General features: G+C 72.0%; 25 protein-coding genes. 12 read left to right on the top strand and 13 right to left on the bottom strand.

Annotation, left to right across the window (positions count from 1 at the left end):
• The first annotated feature begins 24 nt into the window (after positions 1–24).
• Positions 25–2103, top strand: coding sequence for a SpoIIE family protein phosphatase (locus ACN26Z_RS03645; protein ID WP_421459857.1), 2079 nt, complete (start codon positions 25–27; stop codon positions 2101–2103).
• A gap of 49 nt (positions 2104–2152) precedes the next feature.
• On the opposite strand, the gene ACN26Z_RS03640 is transcribed toward ACN26Z_RS03645, so the two are convergent.
• Entirely contained in the window at positions 2153–3499 is a 1347-nt protein-coding gene (locus tag ACN26Z_RS03640) for an FAD-binding oxidoreductase (protein WP_421459856.1), read from the bottom strand.
• 82 nt (positions 3500–3581) lie between these two features.
• On the opposite strand from ACN26Z_RS03640, the gene ACN26Z_RS03635 reads away from it, so the two are divergent.
• Positions 3582–5678: a S9 family peptidase gene (locus tag ACN26Z_RS03635; RefSeq protein ID WP_093403938.1), complete on the top strand. Its 2097-nt coding sequence runs from the start codon at positions 3582–3584 to the stop codon at positions 5676–5678.
• 100 nt (positions 5679–5778) lie between these two features.
• Here the strand turns inward: ACN26Z_RS03635 and ACN26Z_RS03630 are convergent, their stop codons facing one another.
• Genes ACN26Z_RS03630 through ACN26Z_RS03615 form a run of 4 tightly spaced genes read right to left on the bottom strand, consistent with a single transcriptional unit; the run spans position 5779 to position 9049 of the window.
• Positions 5779–7203 carry an FtsX-like permease family protein gene (locus ACN26Z_RS03630; protein WP_421459855.1) on the bottom strand — a complete coding sequence of 475 codons (1425 nt, stop codon included), beginning with the start codon at positions 7201–7203 and terminating at the stop codon, positions 5779–5781.
• Positions 7200–7901 carry an ABC transporter ATP-binding protein gene (locus ACN26Z_RS03625; RefSeq protein WP_093403935.1) on the bottom strand — a complete coding sequence of 234 codons (702 nt, stop codon included), beginning with the start codon at positions 7899–7901 and terminating at the stop codon, positions 7200–7202. The genes ACN26Z_RS03630 and ACN26Z_RS03625 overlap by 4 nt, the downstream gene beginning before the upstream one ends.
• Positions 7898–8434 (bottom strand): PadR family transcriptional regulator, encoded by a 537-nt coding sequence (locus tag ACN26Z_RS03620; RefSeq protein ID WP_093403933.1) that lies wholly within the window; start codon positions 8432–8434, stop codon positions 7898–7900. Before ACN26Z_RS03620 ends, ACN26Z_RS03625 begins: the two co-directional genes overlap by 4 nt.
• Before the next feature lie 45 nt (positions 8435–8479).
• Positions 8480–9049, bottom strand: a complete 570-nt coding sequence (locus ACN26Z_RS03615) for a TIGR03086 family metal-binding protein (protein ID WP_093403932.1) — start codon at positions 9047–9049, stop codon at positions 8480–8482.
• Positions 9050–9080: 31 nt separating this feature from the next.
• On the opposite strand from ACN26Z_RS03615, the gene ACN26Z_RS03610 reads away from it, so the two are divergent.
• Complete coding sequence (locus ACN26Z_RS03610) at positions 9081–9866, top strand: DUF6597 domain-containing transcriptional factor (RefSeq protein ID WP_421459854.1); 786 nt, start codon at positions 9081–9083, stop codon at positions 9864–9866.
• Between the two features lie 34 nt (positions 9867–9900).
• Here ACN26Z_RS03610 and ACN26Z_RS03605 read toward each other — a convergent pair whose 3' ends face one another.
• The 6 genes from ACN26Z_RS03605 to ACN26Z_RS03580 are packed head-to-tail and all read right to left on the bottom strand — an operon-like array spanning position 9901 to position 15483.
• Positions 9901–11436, bottom strand: coding sequence for a SpoIIE family protein phosphatase (locus tag ACN26Z_RS03605; protein WP_282240372.1), 1536 nt, complete (start codon positions 11434–11436; stop codon positions 9901–9903).
• Between the two features lies 1 nt (position 11437).
• Entirely contained in the window at positions 11438–12787 is a 1350-nt protein-coding gene (locus tag ACN26Z_RS03600; RefSeq protein ID WP_282240373.1) for a sensor histidine kinase, read from the bottom strand.
• Entirely contained in the window at positions 12784–13806 is a 1023-nt protein-coding gene (locus ACN26Z_RS03595) for a SpoIIE family protein phosphatase (protein ID WP_282240374.1), read from the bottom strand. The genes ACN26Z_RS03600 and ACN26Z_RS03595 overlap by 4 nt, the downstream gene beginning before the upstream one ends.
• Positions 13794–14213 carry an ATP-binding protein gene (locus ACN26Z_RS03590; protein ID WP_093403926.1) on the bottom strand — a complete coding sequence of 140 codons (420 nt, stop codon included), beginning with the start codon at positions 14211–14213 and terminating at the stop codon, positions 13794–13796. The genes ACN26Z_RS03595 and ACN26Z_RS03590 overlap by 13 nt, the downstream gene beginning before the upstream one ends.
• Positions 14210–14623, bottom strand: coding sequence for an STAS domain-containing protein (locus tag ACN26Z_RS03585; RefSeq protein WP_093403924.1), 414 nt, complete (start codon positions 14621–14623; stop codon positions 14210–14212). The genes ACN26Z_RS03590 and ACN26Z_RS03585 overlap by 4 nt, the downstream gene beginning before the upstream one ends.
• Entirely contained in the window at positions 14623–15483 is an 861-nt protein-coding gene (locus ACN26Z_RS03580) for an STAS domain-containing protein (protein WP_421459853.1), read from the bottom strand. The genes ACN26Z_RS03585 and ACN26Z_RS03580 overlap by 1 nt, the downstream gene beginning before the upstream one ends.
• A 164-nt stretch (positions 15484–15647) precedes the next feature.
• Here ACN26Z_RS03580 and ACN26Z_RS03575 point away from each other — a divergent pair, with 164 nt between their 5' ends.
• Complete coding sequence (locus tag ACN26Z_RS03575; protein ID WP_093403921.1) at positions 15648–16004, top strand: STAS domain-containing protein; 357 nt, start codon at positions 15648–15650, stop codon at positions 16002–16004.
• Positions 16005–16014: 10 nt separating this feature from the next.
• Here ACN26Z_RS03575 and ACN26Z_RS03570 read toward each other — a convergent pair whose 3' ends face one another.
• The gene (locus ACN26Z_RS03570; RefSeq protein WP_421459852.1) at positions 16015–17331 is read right to left on the bottom strand and encodes an MFS transporter; all 1317 of its coding nucleotides are present in this window, start codon (positions 17329–17331) and stop codon (positions 16015–16017) included.
• A gap of 50 nt (positions 17332–17381) precedes the next feature.
• Here ACN26Z_RS03570 and ACN26Z_RS03565 point away from each other — a divergent pair, with 50 nt between their 5' ends.
• The 4 genes from ACN26Z_RS03565 (at position 17382) to ACN26Z_RS03550 (ending at position 19397) form a co-directional block, all read left to right on the top strand.
• Entirely contained in the window at positions 17382–18065 is a 684-nt protein-coding gene (locus tag ACN26Z_RS03565; RefSeq protein ID WP_282240377.1) for a FadR/GntR family transcriptional regulator, read from the top strand.
• A 38-nt stretch (positions 18066–18103) separates the two neighbouring features.
• On the top strand, positions 18104–18577 hold the full coding sequence (gene mscL, locus ACN26Z_RS03560) for a large conductance mechanosensitive channel protein MscL (RefSeq protein WP_421459851.1): 474 nt from the start codon (positions 18104–18106) through the stop codon (positions 18575–18577).
• Between the two features lie 81 nt (positions 18578–18658).
• Positions 18659–18910, top strand: a complete 252-nt coding sequence (locus ACN26Z_RS03555) for a hypothetical protein (protein ID WP_421459850.1) — start codon at positions 18659–18661, stop codon at positions 18908–18910.
• A gap of 127 nt (positions 18911–19037) precedes the next feature.
• On the top strand, positions 19038–19397 hold the full coding sequence (locus tag ACN26Z_RS03550) for a hypothetical protein (RefSeq protein WP_282240631.1): 360 nt from the start codon (positions 19038–19040) through the stop codon (positions 19395–19397).
• 33 nt (positions 19398–19430) lie between these two features.
• Here the strand turns inward: ACN26Z_RS03550 and ACN26Z_RS03545 are convergent, their stop codons facing one another.
• Complete coding sequence (locus ACN26Z_RS03545) at positions 19431–20531, bottom strand: LuxR C-terminal-related transcriptional regulator (RefSeq protein ID WP_421459849.1); 1101 nt, start codon at positions 20529–20531, stop codon at positions 19431–19433.
• A gap of 62 nt (positions 20532–20593) precedes the next feature.
• Here ACN26Z_RS03545 and ACN26Z_RS03540 point away from each other — a divergent pair, with 62 nt between their 5' ends.
• The 4 genes from ACN26Z_RS03540 (at position 20594) to ACN26Z_RS03525 (ending at position 23238) form a co-directional block, all read left to right on the top strand.
• On the top strand, positions 20594–21313 hold the full coding sequence (locus ACN26Z_RS03540; RefSeq protein ID WP_421459848.1) for a PP2C family protein-serine/threonine phosphatase: 720 nt from the start codon (positions 20594–20596) through the stop codon (positions 21311–21313).
• Between the two features lie 82 nt (positions 21314–21395).
• Positions 21396–21734, top strand: coding sequence for a PadR family transcriptional regulator (locus tag ACN26Z_RS03535; RefSeq protein ID WP_093403911.1), 339 nt, complete (start codon positions 21396–21398; stop codon positions 21732–21734).
• A complete protein-coding gene (locus ACN26Z_RS03530) occupies positions 21731–22549 on the top strand; it encodes an ATP-binding cassette domain-containing protein (RefSeq protein WP_421459847.1) in 819 nt (272 codons plus the stop codon). Before ACN26Z_RS03535 ends, ACN26Z_RS03530 begins: the two co-directional genes overlap by 4 nt.
• Positions 22546–23238 (top strand): ABC transporter permease, encoded by a 693-nt coding sequence (locus ACN26Z_RS03525; protein ID WP_093403907.1) that lies wholly within the window; start codon positions 22546–22548, stop codon positions 23236–23238. The genes ACN26Z_RS03530 and ACN26Z_RS03525 overlap by 4 nt, the downstream gene beginning before the upstream one ends.
• Positions 23239–23247 lie beyond the last annotated feature (9 nt).

Raw genomic sequence — 23247 nt, 5'->3', positions numbered from 1 at the left:
GAGGTGTCGGTGGAGGATACGAGGGTGTCAGCGGAGGCGGGGCCCGCGGCGAAGACGGGCCCAGACGAGCACGCGCGGCGCGTCCGGCTTCCCGCCGACCGCCGTACACCGGCCGCCGCGCGCGCGGTCGTCCGGTCCGTGCTCGCGGAGGCGGACCTGGACGAACTGCTCAACGAGGCACTTCTGTTGACCACCGAGCTGTCCACGAACGCGGTCGAGCACGCCCGCACCGAACTGGACATCGAGGTCACCGCCGACCAGGCGGGGCTGACCGTCACGGTCTCCGACTTCGCCGCCGGCCCGGTCGACGAGCTGACCGTCGGCGTACGCAACCAGGCGACCGACATCGCCGAGGTCGCCGAACGGGGGCGTGGGCTGCTGCTGGTCGACCACTTCGCCAGCCGCTGGGGCACCACCTACCTGCGCACCGGCAAGGGCGTGTGGTTCCGGCTGGACCGGTCCGATCGGAAGGGCAAGGGACCGGCCACACCCGCGCCACCGGCGAGCGCCGCCCAACCGGACAGCGCCGGACAGACCGCCGTGCCCAGCCCCGGTGCGATGAACGCGCTGATGCAGACCACCCCCGACCCGTACGCCGAGGATCCGCTGCCGGACTTCGCCGCCGGCCTGCTGACCCGGGTGGCGGAGATGGTCGGCGCCGCCGGCGGGGTGGTCCGGCTGGACCGCGGCGACGGCCAGGGCGCCCAGGTCCTCGCCCGGTACGGCCGCCAGCCCCGGGCCGGTAACGACCTGCTCCGGGTGCCGCTGGCCGTGCACCGCCCGTACGCCGGTGAGCTGGAACTGGACGCCGCGCCCACCGCGTACGCCCAGCCGCTGGCGGTGCTGACCGCCGAGCGGCTCTCGCTGCACCTGGAGAACGACCGGCTGCGCCGCGCGGACGTACGCCGGCAGGCCTGGCTGACCTTCCTCGCCGAGGCCAGCGAGCTGCTCGCCCAGTCGCTGGACGTGGAACTGACCATGGCACTCATCCCGCAGCTGGTGGTGCCCCGGCTCGGCCAGTGGTGCGCGGTGCACACCACCGACGAGTGGGGCCGGCTCCGGCTCGCGGCGGCCAGCCACGCCGACGAGTCGGTGCTGCCGCAGCTGCACGCCACGCTCCGCGAGGCCGGCCCTGATTCCATTTTGGCTCGGCTACGGGAGGCCAGCCGCAACGGCACCCGGACCCCGCTCGGCGCGCCGATGGAGGGCTTCGCCGTACCGTTGATCGCCCGAGGGCAGCGCCTCGGCACCCTGGCCGTCGGACGGCACCAGCGGCACCGGCAGGATCCGGACGAGATCGCGGTGCTGGAGGACGTGGCCCGACGGGCCGCCCTCGCCATCGAGAACGCCCGCATCCATGCCGAGCGCCGCCGGGTGGCCCAGACCCTGCAACAGTCGTTGCTGCCGCCGGTCCTGCCGGTGGTGGAGGGCATCGGCTTCGCCGCCGAGTACGTGCCGACCGGCGGGGACGTCGACGTCGGCGGCGACTTCTACGACGTGGTGCCGCTGCCGGACGGGCGCTGGCTGGTGGTGATCGGCGACGTCTCCGGCAAGGGAGTGCAAGCGGCGGCGGTCACCGGGCTGGTGCGGGACGTCATCCGGGTGCTGGCCGGCGACGGCAAGCCGCTGCCCGAGGTGCTGGCCCGGCTCAACGAGACGCTTGTGGATCGGGGTGCCGGCCGCTACTGCACGCTGGCGTTGGCGGCGGTCGGGCCGGGTGAGGGCGACCGGCTCGACGTCGGGCTGCACCTGGCTGGGCACGACCGGCCGGTGCTGCTGCGATCCAGCGGCGGCCCGGCCGCCTTCGTCGGCACCGGTGGTACCGCACTCGGGCTGCTCGACACGATCGCCTCCCCCACCGCGCAACTCGCCCTCGCCCCGGGTGACTGCCTGGTCTTCTACACCGACGGGGTGACCGAGCGTCGCCGGGGCCGGGAACTGTTCGGCACCGGGCGGCTGCGCGACGCCGCCGCGCCGCTGGCCGGTTACTCGGCGGACGTGGTGGCGGCCCGGTTACGCTCCACCGCGATCAACTTCTCGGTCGAGGAGCCCCGCGACGACATCGCCATCCTCGTCCTCCGCAACGACGCGCTGCCGGACTAGCGCGCGCCGGCCAAGGATCTCGACACCGCCAACGATCCTGGACACCGGCCTAGAGGCCGCCGGGGAGGCGGCCGGGGGCGAGGCGGTGGGTCGGGTCCAGGTGCTGCTTGACGGCGCGTAGCTGGGCCAGATCGGCCCGCTCGCCCCACAGGTCGACGGTACGGCGGACGGCCGGCGGGGCGGCGAGCACCACGCACCGGCCCTGTCGGGCGAGCAGCACGCCACGCACCGCGGCCAGGATCGACGCGACCCGGCTCGGTGCCATCGCCCCGGGCAGGGCGGCGTGCACCACGCCGAGCCCGGCCGAGCCGCGTACCGGCACCGGCCCACCGGCCGCGTCGCGCAGGGCGTAGACGGCGGCGTGCAGATCGGTCATCGGCACCTCCAGCCGCAAGGCCGTGTCGCCGGGGGCGAAGGGGTAGCTGCGCCACCACGGTGGCGCCGTCCGGGCGACCACGGTGCTGGAGCCGAAGAGACCGATCAACCGGTCGGTGCGCTCCGCCACCTCCGCGGGGCCGCCCTCCAGGAGCACCACAAGCGAACCGGTGCCCGCCGGGCCGGTCGACGCGCGCCCGGTCATCGACGGGTGCAGTGCCATCGACTCGGCACGGCGGTCCCGTCGTGGGCGACAGCCGGTGCCGACCGGCAGATCGAGCTCGATCGCGGCCGGGTCGAGCCGGGCCGCGAGCACCGCCCGGATCAGGTCGTGCACCTCCAGCGGGGTCCACACCGGCCGGGTCACCCAGACCCGGGCGGCCGGCACCGCCTGCACCCGCAGCGTCGCGCTGACCAGCACGCCGAGTGCTCCCTCCGAACCGCACAGCAGTCGCGCCTCGGCCAGCCCGGCCGCCCCGCCGCCCGCCTCGGCCAGCTCACCGTCGGCAGCCAGGTAACGCAGGCCGACGAGCTGATCGCAGGCGGTGCCGTGTCGGTGACGCAACGGACCGGCCTCGTCCGCCGCCAGCACTCCGCCGAGCGTGGCACCGGGTGAGGGAGCGTCCAACGCGAGCCGCCGGCCGGTGCGCTCCAGGGCGGCCTGTACCGCACGCAGCGGCGTACCGGCGCCGATCTCGGCAGTGCCCCGGTCCGGCGACTGGTGGCCGATGCCGGCCAGTCTCCCGGTGTCGAGCATGATGTCGACCCGTTCGGGCGGCGCACCCCAGTCGATCTTGGTGCCGGCCCCTCGGGGCACCACGCTCAGGTCGTGCCGGGCGGCCAGTCGCAACACCTGCGCAGCCGCGTGCGGACCACCGGGCACCGCCACCCAGCGGGCCGTGCTCCCGGCCACCTCGTCGGCGGGACCGGCGCGGCGCGCGAAGCGCGGACCGCAGATCTCGCTCAGTCGGCGGGTGATGTCGCGGACACCGGACGTACCGGCGGAAGGGGGTGGCACCATGCCGGCGATCGTACATGTGTTCGAACGATTGGAGGTGGAATTGCACCGCGCCACATGTCGCTACGGCCGGTAACGTGGCGCCGTGACCACCGAGACCCCCGTTCCCGCGGCCAGGCGGGTGCCGACCGAACGTGTCCACCACGGCGACACCGTCGTCGACGAGTACGCCTGGCTCGCCACCAAGGACGATCCGGAAACGATCAACTATCTGAACGCCGAGAACGCCTGGACCGAGGCCCGGACGGCGCACCTGTCCGGGCTGCGTACGACATTGTTCGAGGAGATCCGGCGGCGTACCCAGGAGACCGACCTGTCCGTGCCGACCCGCAAGGGCCAGCACTGGTACTACACCCGCACCGTCGAGGGCCAGCAGTACGGCGTGCACTGCCGTCGGGCGGTCCGCCCCGACGAGACCACCCCGCCGATCAGCACCGATGGCGCCCCGCTCGACGGGGAGCAGATCCTGCTGGACGGCAACGAGTTGGCCAAGGGGCACGACTTCTTCTCGCTCGGCGCCTTCGACGTCAGCCCCGATGGGCGCTACCTGGCCTACTCCACCGACTTCTCCGGTGACGAGCGGTTCACCCTGCGGGTGAAGGACCTCAGCACCGGTGAGCTGCTCCCCGACGAGATTCCCGGCACCTTCTACGGCACCGCGTGGTCCGGCGACGCCTCGGTGCTGTTCTACGTGACCGTTGACGAGGCGTGGCGACCCAACCGGGTCTGGCGACACGTCATCGGCACCGCCACCACCGAGGACGTGGTGGTGCACACCGAGGACGACGAGCGGTTCTGGGTCGGTGTCGAGCTGACCCGCTCGGAGCGGTTCGTCCTCATCGACATCGCCAGCAAGCTCACCAGCGAGGTACGGGTGATCCCGGCCGGCAACCCGACGGGCGAGCCGGCGGTGATCGCACCCCGCCGGCAGGGGGTCGAGTACTCGGTGGAGCACCACGGCCACCGGTTCCTGATCCTGCACAACGACGATGCCGAGGATTTCGCCCTCGCGTACACCTCGGCCGACGCCCCGGGCGACTGGGTGCCGTTGATCGAGCACTCGCCGGGCACCCGGCTGGAGTCGGTCGACGCCTTCGCCGACCACCTGGTCGTCACGGTACGCAGCAACGGCCTGACCGGGCTGCGGGTCCTGCCCGTCGGCGGCGGTGACGCCCACGACATCGAGTTCCCGGAGCCACTGCACACCGTCGGCCTGGACGCCAACCCCGAGTACCGCACCGGCCGGCTGCGGCTGCGCTACACCTCGCTTGTCACGCCCGACTCGGTGTACGACTACGACCTCGTCACCCGGGAGATGACGCTGCTGCGCCAACGGCCGGTGCTGCCCGGGCCGGACGGTCAGGTGTACCGGCCGGAGGACTACGAGCAGCAGCGCGACTGGGCGCTGGCCGACGACGGCACCAAGGTGCCGATCTCCCTGGTGTACCGGCGCGGCACCCCCCGGGACGGCTCGGCGCCCTGCGTCATCTACGGCTACGGCTCGTACGAGGCGAGCATGGACCCGTGGTTCTCGGTCGGCCGACTGTCCCTGTTGGACCGTGGGGTGATCTTCGCGGTGGCCCACATCCGGGGCGGTGGCGAGTTGGGTCGCCGGTGGTACGACCACGGCAAGATGCTCGCCAAGAAGAACACCTTCACCGACTTCGTGGCCTGTGCCCGACACCTGGCGAAGGCGGGCTGGACGGCACCGGACCGGCTGGTCGCCCGGGGTGGCTCGGCCGGCGGGTTGCTGATGGGCGCGGTGGCCAACCTGGCCCCGGACGCCTTCGCCGGCATCGTCGCGCAGGTGCCGTTCGTGGACGCGCTCAACACGATCCTGGACCCGTCGCTGCCGCTCACCGTCACCGAGTGGGAGGAGTGGGGCAACCCGCTGGCGGACCCCGAGGTGTACGCGTACATGAAGTCGTACACCCCGTACGAGAACGTCGCGGCCCTGGACTACCCGGCGATCCTGGCGATGACAAGCCTCAACGACACCCGGGTGCTCTACCACGAGCCGGCGAAGTGGATCGCGCGGCTGCGGGCGGTCGCGCCGCAGGGTGACTACCTGCTCAAGACCGAGATGGAGGCGGGTCACGGCGGGCCGAGCGGGCGTTACGACGCCTGGCGGGAGGAGGCGTTCATAAACGCCTGGACCCTGGACCGCTTCGGCCGCGCCTGACCGGCTGGCCAGCCGGGTCAGCTCGCGGGATGCGGCATCTCGCGGCTTCCTGGAGGCAGGAAAGCCCGACATCCCGCATCCCGCGAGCGCCGACGGCTGCTCAGGTGGCGCGTAGCTCCTCCACCGCTGTGGTGGACCGCAGGAAGAGCACCCCCAGCCCGACCACGACCAGCACCGCGACGATCGCGCCGGCACCCTGCAACGCCAGCTGCTCAAGCGGTACGTCCGGCCGGCGCGCGCCCGGGCTGAGGTCGCCGGTGAGCAGTCGGCCGATGGCGTACCCGACGCCGAGCGCGATCAGCACGGCGGGCACCACCGGGGCCAGCACCTGCCAGGCGATCGAGGTGCCGATGGTGGCCCGGGGCACGCCGGTCGCCACCAGGGCGGCGTACGTCCGGCGGCGGGAGACGATCCCCTCCACAAGTGTGACGAGCAGGCCGGCGGCGGCGATGGCCACCGCTGCGGCCACGGCGAGGTCGACCAGATCCATGGTGTTCAGGTAGAAGGAGTCGTGGAAGGCGTCGTCGCCGAAACCGGCCAGCCGGTTCTGCTCCTGTTCCAGCTCCGCCCTGAGCTGGAACGAGGCTCGGAAGGCCGCCGCGCCGCCAGCGATGATCAGGGCGGCCAGCAGGGCGGCGAAGGTGCGGCTGCTGGCCCAGGGGTCGTCGGTCAACCGGCGGGCTGCCAGCAGCGCGGCCGGACGCCTGGCGAGACGGTGCAGCGTCCGCCCGGCCAGGTGCGCGATCCAGCCGGCCCCGAAGATCACCCCCATCACCGCGCCGAAGATGCCGACCATGGCGACCAGGGCCAGCCATTCGAGGGCGGCCCCCCGTAGGGCCCACTGGATCGGTTCGACAACCGCCGCCGCCAGCACTCCGAGCCCGATCAGCAGCGCCGGCCATGGCTGGGGGGACCCGGTGCGTCCGGCCCGGCGGACCACCCCCAGCGGTGTGGTGGCGACCGCACGGAGCAGGACTGCGGTGGCCGCCGCGGCGAGCACCGGGAGCCCGAGCACCACCGCCGCCATCGCCGGCACCGGCGGCAGCACGTCGGTGGGCAGGGCCAACTGGCCGTTGTCGTCCGGCCGGTGCAGCACCTCCCGCCCGCCGAGGTAGCAGGCCAGCCCGAGAACGGTTCCGGCGAGGCTGGCGAGCCCGGTCTCCAGCATGGCGACCCGGGTCACCTGGCCGGGGGTCGCGCCGGCCAGCCGCAACGCGGCGAGCCGTCGGTCCCGCGACGGCGCGCCCAGCCGGGCGCTCTGGCCGGCCAGGGCCAGCACCGGGATGGTCAGCATCACAAGCGCGAACGCCGTCCCGCCGCGCAGCCCCGGCTCGCGCAGCAACGCGTTCACGTACTGCTCGGACTGCTGCCACGCGTCACCAGGCGGTTTCTCGATGGCCAGCACCGTCAGGGCCGCGAGCCCGGCGAGCGTGGCCAGCAGGGCGCTCAGCGCGGTCAGCGCCACCCGGGCGGCGTCGGTGCGGTTGCCGGCGAGGGCCAGCCTGGTCAGGGTCGCGAGGCTCACCGGGAGCCGCCGGCGAGCGGCGCGTCGAGGCCCAGACCGGTGTGGTCGATCACGCCGTCGCGCAGGACGACCTCACGATCGGCGTACGCGGCGATCCGTGGCTCGTGGGTGACCAGGACGACGCTCGTGCGGTGCTCCCGGGCCAGCCGGACCAGTTGCGTCAGCACCTGCTCCCCGGCGAGGGTGTCCAGCGCACCTGTCGGCTCGTCGGCGAAGAGCACCCGTGGTTCGGTGACAAGTGCCCGGGCGGTGGCGCAGCGCTGTTGCTGACCGCCGGACATCTCGCCGGGACGCACGTCGGCGCACTCCGCCACACTCAGCCGCTCCAACCAGGTAAGCGCCGCCGTCCGTGCCGCTCGCCGCCCCGTGCCGGCGAGCAACAACGGAAGGGCGACGTTCTCCGCCGCGGTCAGCTCGGGGACGAGCTGACCGAACTGGAACAAGACCCCGAAATCGGTACGCCGCAGCCGGGAGCGGGCCGCCTCGGACCAGGTGTCCAGCCGGTGCCCACGCCAACTCACCTCGCCCGCGTCGGGCCGCAGGATGCCGGCGAGGCAGTGCAGCAGGGTGGACTTGCCGCAGCCGCTCGGCCCGGTCACCGCGACTATCTCCCCCTCGTCGATGTCGAGGGTGATGCCCCGCAGCGCGGGTGTCGGTCCGTACGACTTCACCAGACCGCGAGCCTGAAGTTGCGTCACGGGTGCACCTCCCGGTGCCAGTCGGCGACCCGGTCCAGGGTGGTGTGCAACCACCGCAGGTCGGCGTCGAGATGAGCGATGGCGTAGTCGGCCGCCACGATGTCGTCGACGGTGACCGACGGGGCCGTCTTCAGTGCGGTCAGCTCACGCAACCGCTCGGTGTGCGCGCGCCGCTGCGCGACGAGGTATGCCCGCGCCCGGTCCACGTCGGCCACCAGCAACGCCACCACGACCTTTGCGAACAGCGGACTGTTCACGTACGGCATCGGTGGCTCGACGCTGCTCAGCCACTGGTCCAGCGTGGCCCGCCCCTGCTCGGTCAGCGTGTACGCCGTCCGATCCGGCCCGGCGAGGCGCTCCGGCCCGGTCGAGGCCACCAAACCGTCCCGCAGCAGCCGCCCCAGCGTGGCGTAGACCTGCCCGAACGCCAACGGGCGGGCCTGCGGCAGCCGGGTGTCGTGGGCCCGCTTCAGCTCGTACCCGTGCATGGTGCCGGTGGCGAGCAGCCCCAGCAGCAGGTGCGGTGTGGACACCCGGCCACTATTCACTCAGTGAATAGTGGCCGTCAAGTCACTGGGTCAGCGCGGTGTCCAGGCCGGGTCGCGGCCGGTCATGCCAAGCAGCCGGGGCAACTCCGGCAGGGTGCCGTCGACCGGCACCGCCTCGCCGAATACACCCATCTGCCGGGCGGTCGGAGCGAGCTGAGCGGCCAACTCGTGCAGCGCGGGCAGCACCTCGGGCGCCGGCTCATACGGCTGACCGGTGGCGACCGCGAGATCCCACCCGTGCACGGTCAGGTCGAGCAGCGCCATCGCACCCACCACCGGCTGCGGCATGCCCATTCCCGGCGAGACACCCTCCTCGCTGGCCGGGTCCGACCACGCCTCGACCAACCGGCCGGTCTCGGTCTCGAACCGGTCCCGCCAGCCGTCGGTGAGATGGTCAGGCTTGTCTGCCCAGGTCACCGACGAGCGCCCGGCGAGCGCCTGGAAGTTGACCACCACCTCGTACAGGTGGTTCAGCAGGTCACGGACCTGATAGTCCTGACAGGGGGTGGGCAGGTCGAGCTGGTCATCGGTGATCTGCCGGACCACCGCCACGGTTCGCGGCGCGGCAGCCGCCAGCAGGTCGCTAGTCTGAGTGGCCATAGGGCCAGCGTATGAGGGCGGTCTTGAACAAATGCGACAGCCGCGCGGCGATAGCCGAGGCATCCTCGACCCGGCCGGGTTGAAGCGGCGGGTGCGGTTCCGACGGCACCTGCCCGCGGTTCCGCTACGCCACTGGGTGGAGCACTACTGGCTGATCGACTGGGACCTCAGCGAACCGTTCGAGCAGCGGATCGTCCCGCATCCGGCGGTAAATGTGGTGTTCCAGCGCGACGGTGACGAACCGGAACGCGCGGAGCTGGCCGGCGTCAGTCAGGAACTCTTCTCGATCACCCTCACCGGTTCCGGGCGGGTCAGCGGCGTGCAGTTCCGGCCCGGCGGCTTCCATCCATTCTGGCGGCGGTCGGTCGCCGAGCTGACCGGCCGCCGGCAGCCGCTCCCCGGTGCCGCACCCGATCATGTGGTCTGCGCCGGTACGGACACCGAACGTTGCCAGGCGCTGAACGTACTGCTGACCGGCTGGGCACCCCGAGCAGATCCCGTCAACGACGAGGTGATGCGCCTGGTCGAGACGATCCGGACCGACCGGAACGTACGCCGGGTCGACGAGTTCGCCAGCGAACACGGCGTGTCCGTCCGCCGGTTGCAGCGACTCTTCCTCACCCACGTCGGGGTCGGTCCCAAGTGGGTGATCCGCCGCTACCGGCTACACGAGGCGATCGAGCGGGCGGCGGACGGGCCGCTCGACTGGGCCGGGCTCGCCGCCGAACTCGGCTACAGCGATCAGGCCCACCTGGTACGCGACTTCACCGCGACGACCGGCGTCTCCCCCGCCGCGTACGCCCAGGGTCGGCGTTAGGAAGGAGCCCGCTCGCCACCGAGGGCGTCGCACCTCAGCGACGGCGCAGGGCGACCACGGCAACGTCGTCCTGGATCTCATCCGGGGCCAGTTCGACGAGTAGCCGTTCGCAGTACCGGTCGAGGTCGTCGTCGACCTGGGCGGCGCAGGCCGCGAGGGCGGCCAGCCCCTCGTCGATAGTCGCGTCCCGCCGTTCGATCAGGCCGTCGGTGTAGAAGACCATCGTCGCCCCGGCCGGCAGCACGAACTCCAGGTCGGCGGGGCGGGGCGCACGCACCCCGAGCAGGGGCGCGGCATGCTGCACGTACTCCACCTTGCCGTCCTGAATGATCAACGGGGGCAGGTGGCCGGCGCTGGCCAGCCGGATGTGACCGGTGGTCGGCTCCAGCAGCAGCACACAGATCGTCGCCAGCTCGCTGGGCAGCAGCGTACGCATCAGCTCGTTGACCCGGTGCAGGATCTCGCCCGGCTGGTGCCCCTCCACCGCGTACGCCCGCAGCGCGTGCCGCAGCTCGGCCATGATGGTGGCGGCGTGCAGGGAGTGGCCGGCCACGTCCCCGATGGCCAGCAACAGGTGACCGTCGAGCATCACCAGCTCGTAGAAGTCGCCGCCCACCTCGGTCTGGGCGCTGGCCGGCTCGTAGCGTACGGCGAGGTCGAGGCCGGTGATCTGCGGGATCTGACGCGGCAACAGGCTGCGTTGCAGCGTCACCGCGATCCGGTGTTCCTCGTCGAAGGAGCGTTGCGCCTCCACGGCGGAGGCCACCGCCTGGGCGAGCTGGACCAGCACCGGGGTACGGGCGGTCTGCGTCGCGGTGGGCACCACGACGTAGAGCGGCGCGCGGTCCTCGCGCAGCCGGGCAGCGGCGACGGTGACCGTGTCGCCGGCCGGCCAGTCGACAAGCGACCAACCGTCCGGCTCCTGCACCGTGACGGTGGCGCCGGTCGGCACCCCGGTGTCATCGACGACCCAGGTCACCACGCGGGGCTCGGCACCCGGCCCGGCGCAGATGCCGGCGAGGCAGTCCCCGTCGAAGGTTTCGGCGACCACCGCGGCGGGGCTCTTGAAGATCTCCGCTGCGCCGGCCGCCGCCAGCTGTAGCAGTCTGGTGAAGCTCGGCGCGGCGTGCACCGCGACGGTGGTGTCCGCCAGCCCGGTGAGCCGCTCGGCGAGCACCTCCGCGCGTTGCCGGGCCTGGTAGTACCGCAACACCGACTGGGCGGTGGCGACAAGTTCCTCCGGCTCGATCGGCTCGGCCAGGTACGCGTCCGCCCCTCGGTTCAGGCCCTGGGTCCGGTCGTTCGTGTCGACCGCGTGCGCGGACACGTGGATCACCGGCAACGCCGGATGCGCCAATTTGATCCGCTCGCACACCTCGAAGCCGCTCATGTCCGGCAACCGGACGTCGAGCACGACCAGGTCGACCGGATCCACCCCGACCCGGCTCAGCGCCTCGCCTCCCGTCTCCGCCTCCAGCACGGTGAAGCCGGCTCGGGTCAGCCAGTTCACCAGGAGGTAGCGCTTGGTCCGACTGTCGTCGACCACCAGCACTGTCGCCGCGCCGTCCACGTCACGTCCCGTCCGCGGGCAGCCAGACCGTGAACGTGCTGCCTCGACCCGGCTCGCTGGCCAGGTCCAGAGTGCCGCCGAGCAGATTCACCAACCGCCGGGCGTACGGCAGGCCGAGGCCGGTGCCGCCGAACCGGGTCGGGCCGGGGGCCTGGTAGAACTCCTCGAACACCCGATCGTGCAGCTCCGGTGGGATGCCCGGACCGGTGTCGGAGACGGTCAGCCGCCAACCGTCACCATGCCGTTCGGCCCGCAGCCGGACCTCGCCCTCGGTGGTGAACTTCAGAGCGTTGTGCAGCAGGTTGCGCAGCACCTGGGCGAGCAGCACCTCGTCGGTGCGTACCGTGGCCGGCGTGACCGGGTCCTCCACCACCAGTTCGACCCCGTCAGCGGCGGGCAACGCCCGCAGCGTGCCGCGCAGCTGACCGAAGACGGCCCGCAGGTCCACCTCGGACCACTCCGGCTCGATCCGGCCCGACTCCGCCTTGGCCAGGTCGAGCAGCTCGTTGACCAACGTGAGCAGATCCGACGCCGAGGAACGGATCAGCCCGACCTGGCGTTCCTGCTCGGTGGTCAGCGGATCGGACGCGGAGTCGCCGAGCAGCCGGGCCAGCCCGATGATGGCGGTCACCGGTGCCCGCAGCTCGTGGCTGACGTTGGCCAGGAAACGGCTCTTGGACTCGCTCGCCGCGCGCAGCTGCGCCGACTTCTCGTCCAGCTCCGCGTAGAGGGCCACCACGCCCTGGTTGGTCGCCTCCAACTCGTCGGTGAGCTGTTGGTAGAGCGCCATCACGCCCTGGTTGGTCTGCTCCAGCTCCTCGTTGAGCCGGGCCAGCTCGTCGCGCTGGTTGCGTACCTCGTCCAGGGCGTTGATCAGTTGGCGGTTCTGGGTGGCGAGTTCCTCCTCGGCGGTGCCCGGGGCGCTCTCGCCGAGCTGGGCGCGCAACTCCGCCAGACGCTCGGTGGTGAGCGTCCGGGCGGTGGCCGGAACCCGTCGGGACATCCTGACGACCGTATCCCGCTGAACCGTCAGGACGCTCAATGTGTCCACCAGGCGTGCCACCGCGCCCGACTCCGGTTCGTACCGCCCACCTGGCAGGGGCGCCACCGGGGTGAGATCGACCCGCAGGTGACAACGCCCGTCCGGCGACTCGACGACGGCGAACACCACGTCGGCACCGCCGACCGCCCGCAGCAGGTCCCGGCCGACCTCACTCAACGCGGTGGCGATCCGGACCTGGTCCTGATGCTCCAGTCCGACCGCTGCGGCGACCTCCCGGCCGCGCTGGCGGACCACGAAGATGTCCTGCTCCACCCGCAGTGTCATCTGTAGCAACGGCGTGGTGGTCATGACCAGGACCTCGCCACCAGCACCCCGGCGTCGTCGCGCCGGATGCCGGCGTCGCGCAGCAGGGTGGCGGCCACCACCAGGGGTGCCCGCCCGGTCAGACCCGGGTAGTCGGCGAGCTGCCACCGGTCGACCACGCCGTCGGTGTGCATGACCAGCAGGCTGCCCACCTCGAAGGGATAGTCGTACTGCCGGATCACCGGTCGTTGGTGCCCGGCGATGCCCGGCAGCGAGACCAGACCGCGACGGCGACCGTCACCGGTGGCCACGACGCCGGTGATGTTGCCGAGCCCGGCGTAGCGCAGCACGCCGGCCGCTGGGTCCGGCTCGGCCACCGCGAGGGCCGCACCCCGGGTGTGCGACATCGACCGGTGCAGGTGACCGACCACCTCAGCCGGCGACGCCGCCGGGGCGTCCCGAAAGGCGGCGAGCGCCGCATCGGTGGCCGCCGCGGCCAGCGGCCCGTGCCCCAGACCGTCGCTGACCATCACCTGACGGCGATCGTCCACGATGCGGACCGCGTAACCGTCCCCACTGACCGTCTCCCCGGTCAACGGTCGGGTCAGCCCGCCGACCCAGGACACTGCGGTGTCCGGGGCGGCGAAGACCCGCACGGCGATGACCGTTCCCCGGCCCGGCCGCGAGTACGCGTCGAACCAGCTCGCCTGCCGGACGATCGCGCCCAGACCGATGCCCAGGGTGCCGGCGGTGGAGTGCCCGTCGCGGGCGGAGTCGGCGAGGTCGACCATGCCCGGGCCGGTGTCGACCGCGATCATCTCCACCCCGGCGTCCAGCTCACGGCGTACCGGCCGGAGCAGCAGCAACCCGTCGTCGGCGTGCTTGATGAGGTTGCTGGTCAGCTCGGCGGCCACGATGGCCAGGTCGGCGATCCGCCCGACGGGCAGACCCAACTGGCCGCCCAGCCGCTCGGCGGCCCGCCGCACGGCGCTGCCGGCGCTGCCGTTCTCCACCCGGAACCAGGTGCCCCGGTCGGCGACCGGTTCGACGGTCACCGGGACCACTTGGTGATCGTGATCCGGGTGCCCTGACCGGGCGCGGTCTGGATGTCGAACTCGTCGACAAGTCGGCGGGCACCACTGAGGCCGAGGCCGAGGCCACCACCTGTGGTGTAGCCGTCGGTCAGCGCGAGATCCAGGTCGGCGATGCCGGGGCCGGAGTCGGCGAAGACGATCCGGATGCCGGGTCGCCGGCCGTTGTCGATGGCGGTCACCTCGACCGTTCCGCCGCCGCCGTAGACGAGCGTGTTGCGGGCGAGCTCACTGGCCGCGGTGACCACCTTCGTCTGGTCGACCAGGGAGAGCCGGACCGCCACGGCCGCGGTGCGTACCAGCTGGCGGACGCGTACGACGTCCTCGTCGCTGCCGACCGACTGCGTCTGGGGGCGGCCCAGGTCGACCCCGCTGGTCACGGTGACGCCGTCGGCTCTGGGACAGGATCGTCGTCCGGCTCGTCGTGGTCGTCGTCAGCCCGCTCGATCGCGATGAGTTCCATCCCCCGCTCGACGTTTAGTGCGGTACGGATGCCGTTGAGTGACAGCCCCAGCTCGACCAGGGTGATGGCGACGGCCGGGCGCATGCCCACGACCACCGTCTCCGCGTCGAGCACCCGCGAGATCGAGGCGATGGTGGAGAGCATCCGACCGACGAAGGAGTCGACGATGTCCAGTGCGGTGATGTCGATGATCACCCCGTGGCAGCCGGTCGCGACGATCCGCTCGGCCAGGTCCTCCTGGAGCGCGACCGCCGTCTGGTCGGACATGTCCACCTGGATCGAGACCAGCAGGATGTCGCCGATCTTGAGGATCGGCACCCGCTCCATCACGCCTCCCGACGCGACTGGCGGCGGGAGGTCTCCACCCCGGTGAGCCGCAGCACGTGCCGCAGCGCGTCGGCGAGACTCGCCTTGGTGGCGATGTCACCGAACTCGATGCCGAGCGCGACGATGGTCTGCGCGATCTGCGGCCGGATGCCGGAGATGATGCAGTCGGCGCCCATCAGCCGGGCGGCCACCACCGTCTTCAGGATGTGCTGGGCCACCTGCGTGTCCACCGCCGGCACGCCGGTGATGTCGATGATCGCGTACGGCGAGCCGGTGTCGACCAGGGTCTGCAACAGCCGTTCCATCACCACCTGGGCACGGGCCGAGTCGAGCGTGCCGACCAGTGGCACCGCCACCACGCCCTCCCAGAGCTTGACCACCGGGGTGGAAAGCTCCAGCAGCTGCTCGGCCTGGTCGGCGATCAGGCTCTCCCGGGTGCGGACGAAGGTCTCGAAGGTGAACAGGCCCATCTGGTCGACAAACGCGGAGAAAGCGACGTAGTCGCGAAGCGTCTCGACGCTCTGGTCGGCCTTCAGGGTGCTGAGCAGCGCCTCCTTGAGAGCGAACACGCCGGTGGCGGTCTCGGTGGCGGAGAAGCCCTGCCGCGCCTGCCCGCGGGAGAACTCGGCGAGCACGGCCCGCAGCTCGGTGGCCTCCTCGACGTTCAGGTCGACCGCGCCCTTGCTGAGGGCGTCGACCAGGGCGCGGTGCAGCTCCTGCACCTGCCGGACCAACTCGGCCTGACTGAGCCGCCCCCGCAACTGCCCGGCGATGGTCTCGGTCCACCGCTGGGTGACCGGCTCGGCCCGGCTGGTCAGCAGCTCACCCAACCGGACGCTCTCGTCAGCGCTGAGCGCCATGGCAATACCCCCTAGACCTGGACCGGCCGGACTCTATCACCGGGGCCCGACCAACTACTTGTCGCAGAGCAACGGAATGACAGTGGCCACCTGATCCTGCTCCCGTTCTGCGTATCGCGGTCCGGGTGGGATACCGTTCCACCGATAAACAGGAGGTCTGGCAAATGTCCTTGACGGTGCACACGGAGCAGCGCGGTGACGTGGTCGTCGTGTCGGTCGCTGGCGAGCTGGACATGGCCACCGCACCGCAGTTGCAGGACCAGATCACCGACCTGCTCGACAAGGGGCGCAGCCGCCTCGTGTTCGACCTGTCGGACGTCTCGTTCTGCGACTCTACCGGTCTGTCGGTGTTCGTCCGCGCGAAGAACAGCTGCGACGAGGCCGGCGGAGTGGTCCGACTCGCCGCGCCACAGCGCGGCGTACTGCGGATCCTGGAGGTGAGTGGCCTGGTCGAGGTGCTGCACACGTATCCCACCGTCGAGCAGGCGGTCGCCGGCGATCCGACGCCGGCCTCCTCCTGACCCCGACGGCTCAACGCTCGTCCTCGATGTAGCGGGGGCGAGCGATCAGCACGCCCGCGCAGGTCTGCACGGCCAGGGCGACCAGCAGGAAACCGATCGGTGCCAGCCAGCCCCCGGTCGCGTCGTGGAGGATCCCGACCAGCAGCGGACCCGACGCGGCGATGACGTAGCCCGTGCTCTGCGCGAAGGCCGACAGCGCGACCGTGCCGTCGGCGGTGCGGGCCCGCAGCCCGATGGTGGCCAGGATCAGCGGAAACGCGCCCTGCCCGAAGGCCAGCAGCACCACCCACACCAGTGCCCCGCCGCGCGGCGCGAACGCCAGACCCAGGTACGCCAGGCTGGAGGCAGTGGTCAGCGCGAAGACCAACGGCCGCAGGCTGCCCAGTCGGCCGGCCAGCGTCGGCATCAGCAGCGCGATCGGCACCCCGAGTGCGGTCACTCCGGCAAGCAGCAGCCCGGCGTCCTGCGGGCGGAAACCCGCGTCCCGGAACATCTGGGCCAACCAGCCCATGATCGCGTACCCGCTCAGCGACTGCGCCCCGAAGTAGACCGCCATGGCCCAGCCGAGCCGGGTGCGTCCGGGCCGCACTCCCGAGCGGAGCGTGGCGCCACTGCGTCGTGCGGCGGCCCGGCCGCGCAGCGCCGCCGGCAACCATGGGAGTACGGCCACCGCCGCCAGCCCGGCCCAGACGCCCAGTCCGGCCCGCCAACTGCCGAAGGCGTGCGCCACCGGCACCGCTGAGGCGGCGGCCACCGTCGTGCCCACGGTCAGCGCCATCGTGTACGCCCCGGTGACCAGCCCGGTGCGATGCGGGAAGTGCTGCTTGACCAGCATCGGCAGCAGGATGTTCGCCACCGCGATGCCGGACAGCGCGAGCGCGCTGGTGAACAGGAACACCACGGCGGAACCGGTGACCGCCCGCAGCACCTGCCCGACGGTGAGGGCCAGCATCGCCAGCACCAGCAGCCTGGCCGGGGAGAACCGGCGGACCAGCCACGGGGTGGCCGCCCCGAGTCCGGCGAACGCGATTGTGGGCAGGGTGGTGACGAATCCGGCCATCGTCCCGGAGAGGGCCAGGCCGACGCGTACCTCGTCGAGCAGCGCACCGAGGCTGGTGACGGCGGCCCGCAGGTTGAGCGCCACCAGCAGCATCCCGGCCAGCACCAGCCATCCCGCGTTGACGCGGGACGCGGTCGAAGCCGCGCCGCCGGCCGGGCTGACCGCGCCCGCTTCGACGGTCGGGACGCCCTGACCGGTGACCGCACCCGTCGAGACGGCCTGGCGGGTGATCTCGTCCGTCGGGACGGCGGGGGATGACGGGGGCATGACCTCGAACCTACAATCATGGGATGAATTCCGGCGAGAGGTTGTAACCAGTGCCACCCGCAGTCGATTCCACCCCGGTTCCGCCGCGCGGACGGCGGGTCCGGGAGACGATCGTCCAGCTCCGGCAACGGATCATGGACGGCGAGTGGCCGGTGGGCGGACGGATCCCGACCGAGCCGCAACTGGTCGAGACGCTCGGCGTGGGGCGCAACACGGTGCGCGAGGCGGTCCGCGCCCTGGCCCACGCCGGGGTGCTGGAATGCCGCCAGGGCTCCGGCACCTACGTGCTCTCCACCGACGAACTCGCCCCGGTGGTGGCCCGCCGACTCACCGACGACCGGATGACCGAGGTGATCGAGGTACGCCGCGCCTTCGAGGTGGAGGCCGCGCGGCTCGCCGCGCGGCGGCGTACCCCCGAGGACCTGGCCACCCTCGACGACGCGCTCGCCGCCCGGGAGGCGGCCTGGCGCGGTGGCCGGGTCGCCGAGTTCGTGGCGGCCGACGCCGCGCTGCACACCGCCGTGGTCGCGGCGGCGCACAACACCATGCTCGCCGAGCTGTACGCCTCGATCGGCACCGCGATGCGCAGCACGCTCACCCAGGCCATGGGCGACGCGCTGACGCCGGACCGGCACGTCGACCACGCCCGGCTGGTGGCGGCGATCAGGGTTGGCGATTCGGAGCTGGCCGCCCGGGAAGCCGGCGCTTTTCTGGAGCCCCCACCCGGGGCATAGGTTGTCCCCGACAAAAACGGGACACCTCGGGAGTACGGATGATCAAGGGATTCAAAGACTTCATCATGCGCGGCAACGTCGTCGACCTCGCGGTCGGCGTCGTCATCGGCGCCGCGTTCACCGGCGTGGTCACCCAGCTGACCAAGTCCTTCCTGGAGCCACTGATCCGGGTCTTCGTGCTGCTGATCACCGGCAGCGACAAGGGCATCGCCGGCACCGCGCCCAAGTTCCGGGGCATCGCCTTCGACTGGATCGCCTTCGTCAACGCGACGATCACGTTCCTGCTCACCGCCGCCGCGCTGTACTTCCTGGTGGTCTACCCGATGAACCGACTGGCCGAGCGCCGCCAGCGGGGCGAGGAGCCGCCGCCGGCCGCGCCGAGCGAGGAGGTCAAGCTGCTCACCGAGATCCGGGACGCCCTCGTCGCCGCCGGCCGGACCACCCCGGCTCAGCAGCGCGGCGCCCTGGACGACGTGCTCGGCCGCCGGGACGAACCGCCCGCCGCGCGCTGAATCCGGCAAGTGCACACCGGCTCCTGCGGGAATCCCGCAGGGGCCGACTTGTGTCGAACAGATGTTCGATAGAGTCCCGCCATGGAGCAGCGAAAGCACTGGTGGAACGGGAAATGGGGGCGACTGGCCCGGCGGGACGTCTTCCTCCGGGTGGATGCCGACCGATGGTTCGTCGAGCAGCGCGCCGGCGGCGCCGAGGGCGTCTCCCGGTTCTACGAGTACGACACCGTCGACGCGGCCGAGGACACCATCCGCGCCCTGCTCCAAGGCACCGACACCTGGCGCGAACTAACCCCCCGCCCCGGCCTGCGTCCCCACCCCGGCCCGCGTTGATCAAGAAGTTTTGGTCGGAGTTCGCCGCGGATCCCGACCAAAACTTCTTGATCAACGGGAGCGGCGAGGTGGGGTGGGTTTAGGGGGTGGGGTGGGCGGGAACCGCGCGGGGATGGAGCAGCAGGGCATCGATCAACGGACAACCCTCTCGCGGGTCACCACCGGCATGCGGGTGGTCGACTCGGCCGGCGTCGACGTGGGCACCGTGGACCTCGTCCAACGCGGCGACCCGAACGCGGTGACCGTGCAGGCACCGACCACCGACCCCGGCAGCAGCCTGGACGAACTGATCGAATCCGCGACCGTGGAGGAGCCGGACGTGCCGGCGGACCTCGCCGCCCGACTGCTGCGCACCGGCTACCTGAAGGTCTCCACCGACCTGGTGCCCACCGGCGCCGTCTACGTCCTCGCCGATCAGATCTCCACAGTCACCCCCACCGAGGTCACCCTCAACACCCCCGCCACCGCCCTCCCCTCAGAGGCATAACCCACCCCACACCCAGCTCTGTCGATCATGAAGTTACTGCTGCGGGTAAGCGCTCGCCCGGGCAACAATTTCATGATCGACGCTCTGGGTCTGGGTGGGTCGCTGGCGGACCGACCAGAGCGCCACCTCGGTACGGGAGGCGGTGCCGGTCTTACGCAGCAGGTTCGACACGTGCACGGTGACCGTGCGTACCGAGATGCCCAGGGCGCGAGCCACCTGCTTGTTGGACATGCCGGCCACCAGACAGTCGAGCACCTCCGCCTCCCGGCCGGTCAGGCAGACCGGGGACGGGGACTCGGGCACGGCCCGACGGGACGTCGGCACGGCCGAACTCGACGCGGGCGGGAGACGCGAGCCCGACGGAGGTGCCGCCGGTGCCAGCAGGGCGTCGAGACCCTGCCCGGCGTGTGCGGCGAGCAGCTCGGTGAGCGCGTACGGGTTGCCGTCGGTGCGCCGCCAGACCTCGTGCACCAACTCGGGGCGCGGGTCCGGGTACACCTGGGTCAGCACCTCGGCGACCTCGGCCGGACGCAGCGGGCCGAGGTGCTGGCGCACCACTCCGCGTACCCCGCACAGGCGCGCCAGGGTGCGGCCGGCGAGTTCCGGTGAGACCGCGCGCGCGGCGGGCCTGGTCGCCACCACCAGCAGGGCCGGCAGCCCGTCGGCGGTGGCCAGTTCGCCGACCAGGTTAAGGCTGGCCGGGTCGAGGGCGTGCAGGTCCTCCACCACGAGCACCGCCGGACCGGCACCGACCAGCACCCGGACGGTACGCACGGCCAGCCGGAGCAGGGTGCCGGGGGCGTAGCGCTCACGCGGCGCGGTGGGCTGCTGGGCGAGCCAGGCAAGCGCGTCGGCCGGCAGGTCGAGCCGGCTGGTGTCCCGGCCGCTCAGCACCGCCGCCAACCAGTCGTACGGTGCGGGACTGTGCACCCGGGCGGTGCCGCTGAGCACCACCTCCGGTCGCGGGGTGAAGGCGTCCAGCGCGGCGGCGACCAGCAGGCTCTTGCCCACGCCCGGCCCTCCGGTGACGACCGCGACGGCCGGGGAGCGGCGGCGGCCCAGGACCACGCTGGACCAGGCCCGGTCCAGCTCAGCCAGCTCACCGGCGCGCCCGACCATGGACACCGGCAACATTCCTCAACCCTACGCAGTAGTGCGTAGAGACGCGGGAAGGGTCTTCTTGGCAAGCTTGTCCCATGACGCTGATCCTCCGCTCGGCCATCCTCAACGACATCGGTCTGGTCCGGACCAACAACGAGGACTCCGCCCTCGCCGGCGAGCGCCTCGTCGCGGTGGCCGACGGCATGGGTGGACTGCCCGCCGGCGAGGTGGCCAGCGAGATCGTCATCCGGATCCTCGACGAGCTGGTTCCGCCGACCGCACCGGAGGCCGCCGCCGAGGCGCTGCGCGCCGTGGTGAGCACCGCCAACCAGCGCATCCACGCCGCGATCGCCGCCGACCCCGCCCGCGACGGCATGGGTACGACGCTGACCGCCGCCCTGCTGGCCGGGGAGACGCTGGTGCTGGCGCAGGTCGGCGACTCCCGCTGCTACCTGCTCCGCGACGGCCAACTGCGCCAGCTGACCCGGGACGACACGTTCGTGCAGGCGCTTGTCGACCAGGGTGCCCTCTCCCCCGAGCAGGCCCGCCACCACCCGCAGCGCTCGCTTGTCACCCGGGCGGTGCAGGGCGCCGACGCGCCGCCGACGATGGGTGCGGTGACCCTGGCCGCCGGTGACCGGCTGCTGCTGTGCAGCGACGGGCTCTCCGACTACGTGGCCGACGACGCGATCGCCGCCACGCTGGGCATGCACGCCGACCGCCACCAGTGCGGCGAGCAGTTGGTGAAGCTCGCCCACCAGGCCGGCGCGCCGGACAACGTCACCGTGGTCATCTCCGATGTGGTGACCGGCTGAGGTACGCCGACACCGGCCGGTCGGACCGCCGTACCGCACTAGGTAGTTGTGCCATCTAGATAGCGGCACTAGGGTTCGGCCTGTGGATTCCGACCGTCGGGGGCAGTGGTTGCGCGGGGTGCTCGACCTCTGCGTGCTCGCCCTGCTGCGCGACGGCGAGTCCTACGGCTACCAGCTCGCCCAGTCGCTCGACGCCGCGGGCGTCGGACCGATCCAGGGCGGCACGCTCTACCCGGTGCTGCTGCGGCTGCAACGCACCGGGCTGGTCACCGCGCGGTGGCGGGAGGGCGATTCCGGTCCCGCCCGCAAGTACTACCAACTCACCGACGACGGGCGAGCGGCGCTGCGGCACGGCGGCAACGCCTGGTTGGCGTTCGTGGCCCCGGTGACCGGCATCGTCACGAAGGGGGTCGACGGGTGAACGCCGACGACTGGCTGCGCGCATTCGCGGCCGAGCTGTACCAGCGCCGGGTGGGCGGAGACGCCAGCCGGCACGTGGTCGCCGAGGCGGCCACCCACCTGCGCGAGGGCGGCGGTGATCCGTGGCTGGTCTTCGGCTCGCCGCAGGCGTACGCGGCCGCCATCGTGGAAAGCATCGGCACCACGCCCGGCCCGCGTCCGGGCCCCGTCCGGCTACACGCCCGGGGCATCACCAAGCGGTACGGCCGGCAGGTGGTGCTCCGCGACGCGTCGCTGACCGTACGGGCCGGGCAGATCGCCGCGGTGGTCGGCGCGAACGGCTGCGGCAAGAGCACGTTCCTGCGGATCTGCGCCGGTCTGGTCTCGCCGGACGCCGGGGAGGTGACCGTCTCGGGCCGGCTGGGCTACTGCCCGCAGCAGGGCGGCACCGCCGACTTCCTGCTGCCCGACGAGCATTTCGTGCTGGTGGGTGCCGGTCAGGGCGTGCCACGGGGGCCCGCCCGGCAGGCCGGCCGGGCGGCGGCCCGGCAGCTCGGCTGGGACGCCGAGAACGCCGTGCTCGCCCGCCACCTCTCCGGGGGTACGCGGCAGAAGCTGAACCTCACCATGTCCACCCTGGCGCAGCCGGACGTGCTGTTGCTCGACGAGCCGTACCAGGGCTTCGACCAGGGTAGTTACGTCAACCTCTGGGACCAGCTGACCCGGCTACGCGACGAGGGACGGGCCATCGTCGTGGTGACCCACCTGCTCAACCAGCTCGACCGGGTCGACGTGGTGCTCGACCTGACCCCCGCTCACCAGGGAGGCCGATCGTGAACCGGCTGGTCACCGTGGCCGAGATGACGCTGCGGGAACTGGCGCGCCGCCGGGGCGTACTCCTGCTCCTGCTGTTGATGCCGTTGACCTTCTGGCTGATCCGGCGCGACTCCTACGTCGGGCAGTCGGTGCGCGCGCTGCTGCTCGGCATCAGCTGGGCGGTCAGCACCGCAGCCCTCTTCGCCACCAGCGCGGCCCGCGAGTTGGAGCCCCGGCTCCGGCTCACCGGCTACCGGCCGCACCACCTCTACCTCGGTCGGATGCTCGGCCTGTGGGGGCTCGGATTGGCGATCTCGGTGCCGTTCTTCCTGCTCACCGTCGTCGACGCGAACAACCTGCGGTACGGCGGGATCGCCGTGGCGATGCTCTGCTGCGTGGCCGTGGCCGCGCCGTTCGGCATGTTGATCGGCGCCCTGCTGCCCCGCGAGTTGGAGGGCACGCTGCTGCTGCTCACCGTGGTGGCGATGCAGATGCTGCTCGACCCGGCCGACGCGGGGGCGAAGCTGACGCCGTTCTGGTCCAGCCGGGAGATCGCCACCTGGGCGGTGGACCACACCGACGACGGTTACCTGACCCGAGGTTTTCTGCACGGGCTGGTGGTCACGGTGCTGCTGATCGTGACGGTGGCCGGCGTCTTCGCCGTCCGGCTGCGTCGGCGGCGGCACCTGCACCACGTGCCGATCGCCTGATCTTGCGCC

This window comes from Verrucosispora sp. WMMD703 (genome assembly GCF_049178935.1).
Lineage (GTDB): Bacteria > Actinomycetota > Actinomycetes > Mycobacteriales > Micromonosporaceae > Micromonospora > Micromonospora sediminimaris.
Note: the sequence above shows the minus strand (reverse complement) of the source record. Positions and strands in the feature narration are given on the sequence as shown.